General features: G+C 36.7%; 6 protein-coding genes. 2 read left to right on the forward strand and 4 right to left on the reverse strand.

Annotated features, from left to right (window positions below; translation table 11 throughout):
• Positions 1–4: 4 nt before the first annotated feature.
• The 4 genes from E2R67_RS14925 to E2R67_RS14940 form a co-directional block, all read right to left on the reverse strand.
• Positions 5–2,293, reverse strand: a complete 2,289-nt coding sequence (locus E2R67_RS14925) for an Lcl domain-containing protein (protein WP_208379546.1) — start codon at positions 2,291–2,293, stop codon at positions 5–7.
• 499 nt (positions 2,294–2,792) lie between these two features.
• Entirely contained in the window at positions 2,793–3,152 is a 360-nt protein-coding gene (locus E2R67_RS14930; protein ID WP_134291745.1) for a DUF1304 domain-containing protein, read from the reverse strand.
• Positions 3,153–3,276: 124 nt separating this feature from the next.
• Positions 3,277–4,113, reverse strand: a complete 837-nt coding sequence (locus E2R67_RS14935) for a hypothetical protein (protein ID WP_134291746.1) — start codon at positions 4,111–4,113, stop codon at positions 3,277–3,279.
• A 12-nt stretch (positions 4,114–4,125) separates the two neighbouring features.
• Entirely contained in the window at positions 4,126–5,289 is a 1,164-nt protein-coding gene (locus E2R67_RS14940; protein WP_166739403.1) for a methyl-accepting chemotaxis protein, read from the reverse strand.
• A 336-nt stretch (positions 5,290–5,625) separates the two neighbouring features.
• On the opposite strand from E2R67_RS14940, the gene E2R67_RS14945 reads away from it, so the two are divergent.
• Together E2R67_RS14945 and E2R67_RS14950 are read left to right on the forward strand one after the other, a co-directional pair.
• Positions 5,626–6,789, forward strand: coding sequence for a Na/Pi symporter (locus tag E2R67_RS14945; protein ID WP_134291748.1), 1,164 nt, complete (start codon positions 5,626–5,628; stop codon positions 6,787–6,789).
• A 13-nt stretch (positions 6,790–6,802) separates the two neighbouring features.
• Complete coding sequence (locus tag E2R67_RS14950; protein WP_134291749.1) at positions 6,803–7,036, forward strand: hypothetical protein; 234 nt, start codon at positions 6,803–6,805, stop codon at positions 7,034–7,036.
• Positions 7,037–7,937: the final 901 nt, after the last annotated feature.

Here is a 7,937-nt window from a genome sequence, read left to right on the forward strand (position 1 = left end):
TTAATTATCTTTTCTTTTCATTGGGTGGACCAGTAGGTGCTTCTTCGGCAGTGATGTATCCATCATTATTTTTATCAAATTGTTTAAATCTATTTGCAGGTCCTTTAAATTCAGCAGCCGAAACCTTACCATCACCATTTTTATCTAAACGATTAATAAAACGATTTCCTTGCCCTTGTGGCGCCTTTCTTGTTTGTTTATTCGCTTTTACTTGTTGCCCATTACTTGATGGAATCTGCGAGTAACTAAATGATTTTTCTTGAGTTGTTGTTGCATCCGTTTCTCCACCTCGTACCACACGCACGTAATTATCAACACGTATCATATCGCCTTGCGGTCCTCTTGACATTGCTTCGCCCGTTTTCGGATCGCTGCGTTGTGCTCCCGCACCATGTACATCCATTATCGTGTTTCGCATCTTGCCTAAAGCCTTACCAAAAGCGATATAAACCGCCCCCGCTTCAGGAACGGGACCATCTAAATGCGTCGTAGAACTCCAATAATAAGGGTAATCTTTTTCACCGCCTTCATTGATAATTGAAGATATTTGAAAAACAGGATCAATCGCCGCTGAATTCGACGTTTCAGGCGAACGAGAATAATCCACTATACTTTGTAATTCTTTGGCATTGGGTAAACGCCAATCGTCATAGCCTCCTAAAGTTAGATTTTCTGCATAAGCTAATGCCTCTTCCCAATTCATACCCTTTGTACTATCAGTAGTTTGCCACATCAAACCAGTCGCTTTATCTGTAATAGTTCCATCCTTGTTATCGGTAAAATCATTTTTGCCGTAGTCTTCATTGCCACGCACTAACCTAAAGTACATTTTGTTTGCTTCACGAGTGCGAGGGTTATATTTTGGATATCCTTTAATACGCCCATCCACAAAGTTCACACCAAATATGGTGTCATCTTTCCCCATGGTTTTACCTACATATTCGGTACGACTCCAGACTTGTGCATCAATTTCACGCTCTCCCTGCCCTGTATCACCTAAAGGCTGAGTGAAATAATTAGTATCAATGAAAGGCGTTAACGCTTTTTCGCCCATGACAGTACCAGTGAACTGAATAAGTGAATACAACTCTTTTAATGAAGCAACGCGCCAATCACTATAGCCACCAAGATTAAAGCTTTCCGCTTTTTGTAATGCTTCTTCGTAGGTTAATTTCTCTGTTAAACCTTGCTGCCACATTAAGCCAGTCACATTATCGCTAATGGTGCCATTGTTGTTATTCGTATAAGAAGGATCGCTAATAACATAGCTTGCATCTTGACCGAAGAAGTCATCACCTTCAGCTGGGGCAGAAATCACCTTGCTATCACTATAAAAAGTCTTTTGTCCCGTATCGACTATTTGATAGGTATGACTACTTTTTATAACCGCTACAACAGGTGAACTTGATTGACTAGTTGAACTGTTAAGCACCATCAAATCAGCACCAAAAATAACATTACCAGCATAATTTTTTCGGATCTCTTTTAAACTTGCAGCTTCATCGATAACACCTGGCGTAAAGTGCGTATAAACCAAGTTTTTAACGTTAGACTGTTTAGCCAGTAAGCTTGAGTCAGCTAAGTCTAAATGCGCTCTTACACGATTATTGTTACCTTTCTTTTTAGCGCTGTTATTAGTATTAGATTTTTTATTACGTCCTGTCATGATCATGCCACCTGAATCAATGATCATAAAATCAGCGTTTTTAGCTAAAGCGGGTAGGTTTTCTTCATAGGTAAGATCACCAGTGATCACCACAGATTGATCGTTGTAATCAAAACGATAAGCAATGGTGTGAATAGTGTGTGGCACTTCGACAGTGCTAACACTTACATCGCCAATTTTAAAAGATTCCCCTCCTTTTATATCCTTAACTTTAAAGGATTTTTGACGCTCAGTTAAAGTTCTTTGCGTTTTGCTCAAACGATACTCAATGTCTTCTTGATACAAATCCAAATTAACTTCTGTTAATTTTTCAGTATTAGGAGGCCCAATAATCATAAAATCATTTCTACCTAATAAAGAGCTAATAAAGATAGGGACGAACTCCTCGTTATGATCGAGGTGATGATGTGTAAAGAGCAAAGCAGATAATGTGCGCGCTTGAACACCTAATTTATTTAAATTAGTTTGAGCCCCATTCCCCATATCAACTAATATTTGAGTATTTCCTGCAGTAACTAAGACACTAGCACTTGCTCTATTCTCATCATAAAGTGGCGAACCTGACCCAATAATCGTTGCGGTAAGTTGCTCTTTCGCATTCACTGACGAAATTAATATCGTGCTCAATATGAGAATCCACACACTGCTCTTTTTCATCGTTTCTACTACCTTTTTTAGTGCTTTGGTTAGAGGTTATTGTTAAATCTGTCAGTACTTTAGTGTAAAACTATGCAAGAAATATGGAGAAAATGGGGAAGTAAAAACGATATTTTCTCAATGAAAATTCCATACACGAAGGGTTTTATAGAGAGTGTTAAAATTCACTAAGTATTTATTAAACTAGTAAAACAAACCGTTTTTAATTAACACTTGATACTTATTATGCAAATCTAGGATGCAATGATCATTAGGAGCATTCAATTAGTAGTATTATAAATCAAGTTAAATAAAGTAAGTTATTGATACTGAGGTCTAAATTTAGATGATGGTGCAGATTTAGTGATCATCTAACATAAAATAGAGATCAACATTAGGGATTGTAACTAGGCTAAATACGACACTTATTTTATGATTAGGAAGGCCCGAGTAAGTAGACCTTCTTAATCAAAAATGAAAGTGCTATTAATTACAATAAAAGAAGGATTAAGGCAATTAAAGCAGGTAAACCTTGCACAAACAAAATAGATCTCTTAGCAGTAACGCAACCATAAATCGCAGCCACTAAAACACAAAATAAAAAGAAAATCTGCACCTGAATACCTACAGTTGGATCAGGATGAACCATTCCCCACACTAAGCCAGCAGCAAGAAATCCATTATATAAACCTAAGTTAGCAGCGACCATTTTAGTCTTTTCAGCTTCTTCTTTAGATAAACCAAACACTTTTAACGCTTTCGGTTTGGTCCATAAAAACATTTCTAAAATAAGAATGTAAAAGTGCTCAACAGCAACGAGTGCAACAAATAATAAAGGCAAGTAAGTCATAACTATCCAAGGTTAAAAAAAGAAAATAATAACGTGATAAAAAAGTGCTTACAAATAGAAAATAAAGTTAATGCTAAGCGGAGAGTAAAAAGAGCTCACAAACTGTGAAGTGAGCAATTTAATATCAGATAGTTTGTTGTATTTGTTGCATTTGATGATCAAAAATATCATCAAGTGCTTTAATACTATCAGTCGCTAAAGCGAAGTATTCGTCTTGATTGATTGTGATAGGATCTGCTTTAATCAATTCGTTCTCGATTGTATTGCTAAAGAACTCCATTTTAGACTTAGCAATCTGTAACAATTCAGAATGCTTTTTAGAAAATGCGTCCAACGAAGATAATTTAGATAAAGTTTCATTCATTGTTAATTTTATATGTTGTTGCAAAAATGATAATCGAATTTTATGCACGCTCGAACATTTTTTACTTGTTGCAACACCTGTACCAATGGCACGAGATTGACCAATCGTTTCAGTGGTGACAACTAACTCTCGCCATACAAAACCAATAGTCTGCAACTCAATCAAACAGGCTGCATTTAAATGACTTCTTTCAGCTTCATCTTCTAATAAATATAATAAATTGGAAATGAGCTGTGTATGTTGTTTAAAACTATTCTCTGAATCTCTTTGGTTATCTTTCTTATTTAAACGCCCCCAATGATCAATAAAACCACTCCACCGACTTGTTTCTTGAATCGCAGCCTGATCTTTTAGAGAGGTTATTTCAATATCAACTTGTTGCTCAAGAGCTTGTAAGGGAACTTGCTTACTATCATCGCCATTCAATAAAGCAGAGCTGAGTCCACGATGACTTTGAATCAAACTAATTAGACGCTTAATATGAGAAATATTTATTAAACCCTGAGCTTGCAAAGCTTTTTGTTTTTTAATTTTATAATGATGTAATGCGACAGAAAACAAGACTATAAACGCTAAAATAATAATACATAGTACCATCTCAGATTCCTTCTAAGTGCTCTGTGTCAATGATTTCAAATGGGTTGCGACGGTTTCAGTCTGTTTTGCAATATCGGCATTATCTCTTGCGCCTTGAACAACTAACTCCACGTGCCTCGAAATCTCATCGGTTGCAATCATTTGCTGTTCTGCATTGGTTGCTACAATTTTCATTTTTTCTCTTACTTCAAACGTCGCCTCTTCAATTTCTTGTAACGACTGATCGACAATATTTGCTCCCTCCGTACACTGCGATGATTGAGTTACTACTTTAGCCATACTGGTACTGATTTTATTACCTTGATCGATAACTAAACCAACATTTTTTACAATACTATCAGCAGCAGTGTGTGAACGAGTCGCTAATGCTCTAACCTCATCTGCAACAACGGCAAACCCTCGCCCATACTCCCCCGCTCTAGCGGCTTCTATTGATGCATTTAGTGCTAATAAATTAGTTTGAGCTGCGATACCTTGTATAGATTCAGATATCTCAGCAACAGCGTTAGCAAGTGTCATTAGTTGTTCGATATCACTTGAAGTTTCATGCGCTTCAAAGGCAACATGATCCAGTGATGATTTAAGTTCAGCAATTGAAACTCTTCCTTTTTCTGCTGTTACATAAGCATGTTCAGAAGAGTGATGTACATCCCCAATACGTGAATTTACTTCCGTTAAAGAAGTGCTCATTTCATTAATAGCCGCTGCGGTAGAATTGGTCGCATCAGATTGCTTTTCAACATTAACCGTTACTGCGCGTGCAGTATCGATCACTTGTATTGCCGAATAAGCAACTTCATTTAATCTATCTTTGTTTTTGTCATTGACTCGACCAAGCTCACGATAAGACGACATCAATTCATCAAGTGCGGCCGCAGCAATCAAATTACTCGTTTTAAGGTGTCGATAATCAAAAGTATCTGCATTAACAGAGGTGAACATTTGATTAAAAAGTTTCAACTCATTCTTAAAGACAACAATCAGTGACATTGATAGATACAATAGAAGAAATAATTCGATAGGTAATGCTTGAGAAGGAAGTGTTCCTGGAAAATAGAGTGTGACAAAATAAGTAGCGATAATGAGTAGAATAAGGGTTATATAAATACTGAGCATTGCCCTAAAGCCAGCATAGTTAATAATATTTTGTATCGGGTAAGCGATTATGTTATTCATTTTTCTCTCATTTGATTCGACAGATGCATTTAGTGTAATGCAAAAATTAATCCAAAGCATAAGCAACTGATTAATAGTAAAGATGATTTACAAGATATAAGTGAAACGTCATAATTTGGTGCATTTTTTATATCGGCGCATCACTATGTAACATTTTGGCAACACACAAGCAACAAAAAGCACTTCCCTTCATAAACATTCAACTCCAGTGTTCTCAAGTATCTAAGATTAAAATTTATTTCCTCAGTTTTTATTAGAATATGGAAAAAATTGTAACATCGTTGTAAAGAAAACGCTGTATTTTGATAGCCAACATAAACTACTGAGATAATGAAAATGTCGGAAAAGAATAAAGAAGTACATCCACAAGTGCATCAGAAGAAAAGCGCATATCAAAAATATTTACAATGGGTGACAGTAGCTGCATTAGTTTATTTATTGATTTGTGCAGTCGGTATGATTGGCGGTGGATTTAAAATGTCTGCGGGGGAGCACGCAAAAGAGCTCTTTGCTTTCGCAAGCAACCCATTTGCAGGTTTAGTTGTCGGTATTGTTGCAACAGCATTAATTCAATCTTCATCTACAGTGACCTCTATAATAGTGGGGCTTGTTGCCGGAGGCTTACCTGTTGAGCTTGCGGTGCCGATGGTTATGGGGGCTAACGTAGGGACATCAATCACTAATACTATTGTATCGTTAGGTCATGTCCGTTCAAAAGAGGAATTCAAACGTGCTTTCGCAGCCGCCACTGTACATGATTTTTTTAATTTATTATCTGTAATCATATTCTTACCATTAGAGATAGCGTTCGGCTTATTAGAAAAAATGGGTTCTTGGCTGTCTAGTTTGTTCTATGGTGCTGGCGATACTTCCATAAAAAGCTTCAACTTTGTCAAAGCGGTAACAGCGCCAGTTGTAGATACATTTAAAGATGTAGCTAAAACAATGGGCGACCAGACGGGGGGGATAGCATTAATCATTTTTGGTATCGTACTTATCTTTGTGGCTATTACCTTGGTAGGTAAAATGCTTAAAAAACTAATGGTAGGTAAAGCAAAAGACATAATGCACACCGCTATAGGACGAGGCCCTATATCAGGTATCGCGTCAGGTACGTTAGTGACCGTTTTAGTTCAATCTTCATCAACAACCACTTCCTTAATGGTGCCACTTGCAGGTTCAGGTGCATTTAAATTAAGAGACATCTATCCGTTCACATTAGGTGCCAATATTGGAACTTGTATAACCGCAGTCTTAGCCGCCACTGCAGTATCAGGCAATGCACAAGCAGCCTTACAAATTGCATTTATTCACCTTACTTATAATATTTTAGGAGTTGCTGTTATTTATGGAATTCCTTTCTTACGCAACATACCTATTAAAGCAGCGGAATCATTAGGGTCGATAGCATCAGAAAATAAACTCGCTGCATTAGGATATATTTTAGGCGTATTTTTTATCGCACCAGCACTTTGTTTAGGTATCAGTAGCGCAATTTAATAAGGAAAAAAATATGAGTAATTTACAAGTATTAACAAATGAAAGATTAAATAAATTAATCGATGAAACACAAAAAACTTTATATGAATTAAAAGATGAAGTTAAACGCCGAGAGCTTGAGCAACAAGAGCATGAAGTGATGGACTTAGATAATCATATGAAGAGTGCAGAGCTAAGTTTAAATACAATTAAGAACTTTGTTTCATACCTTCTTGAGGAATCAAAGAAAAAGAAGTCCAAAAAATAACACAAGGTACTCAAAACGATATCTATTTGAGCTTTCAATGCTTCAAGGTGTTAGTTTTTTAGTTATGAATACAATCGAAATTATAGGATTATAATTTCGTTTTTTATTTTAATACGCGTAGCAAATATTGTAAGACTTTCACTATTCTATTTGATTAGGTGGCAGCTACCTTATTGTTAAATGTGACGTAGAATGAATAAGATCACTTTACCCTATAAAGAAAAGCAGCCATGATTTGCATTCATGGAAGCACAAGCCAAAGCCAAAAAAGCCCTGTCGAAACAAATAAAGGTAACAAAGGTAACAAAGCCTTCGCAGCGCTTAGTCGTTCGTAAAACATCGTTGTCGCAATACTTGCCGCATCATCGGTGCATCTACCTTCCACTTTTGAGTTCGACATGGGAAGGAGCAAGGTCCTTTTATCGAGTGGAAAATGTAAACGAGTCTCTTATGCCAGTGGCATAAGGAAGTTCGTTGAAATGATGGATTCATTGATTGACGTTGATGGTGCCATAACCCAAAAAGCAAAAAAGCCCCACCGAAACTAATCAGTGGGGCTTTCTTAAATAGGCGTCTAGCAATGTCCAGCTCTTGTGTTGCGGAGACCTTTGGTATCGCAGTCCCTTGAACGACGTTCAAGGAAACAAGATGCCGCCAAAGCCTTCGCTGCGCTTAGTCGCTCGTAATACCAATCTAATTAAAAATATGATCTGATAGCTGTTATTGTTAACCACAAATATATAAAACTATGAACGATATAAATAATACTGATTTTAAATCATACCAATCTGTAAAATTAACTGGTCAGTTTCATCCAGTCTCTAAAGCACATGCTTTTTACTCTTAGAGGGATGCTGACAAAGTCATTCCATGCCTTACATACTTCATCAACAATATTGTC

Source organism: Psychromonas algicola (genome assembly GCF_004378355.1).
GTDB lineage: Bacteria > Pseudomonadota > Gammaproteobacteria > Enterobacterales > Psychromonadaceae > Psychromonas.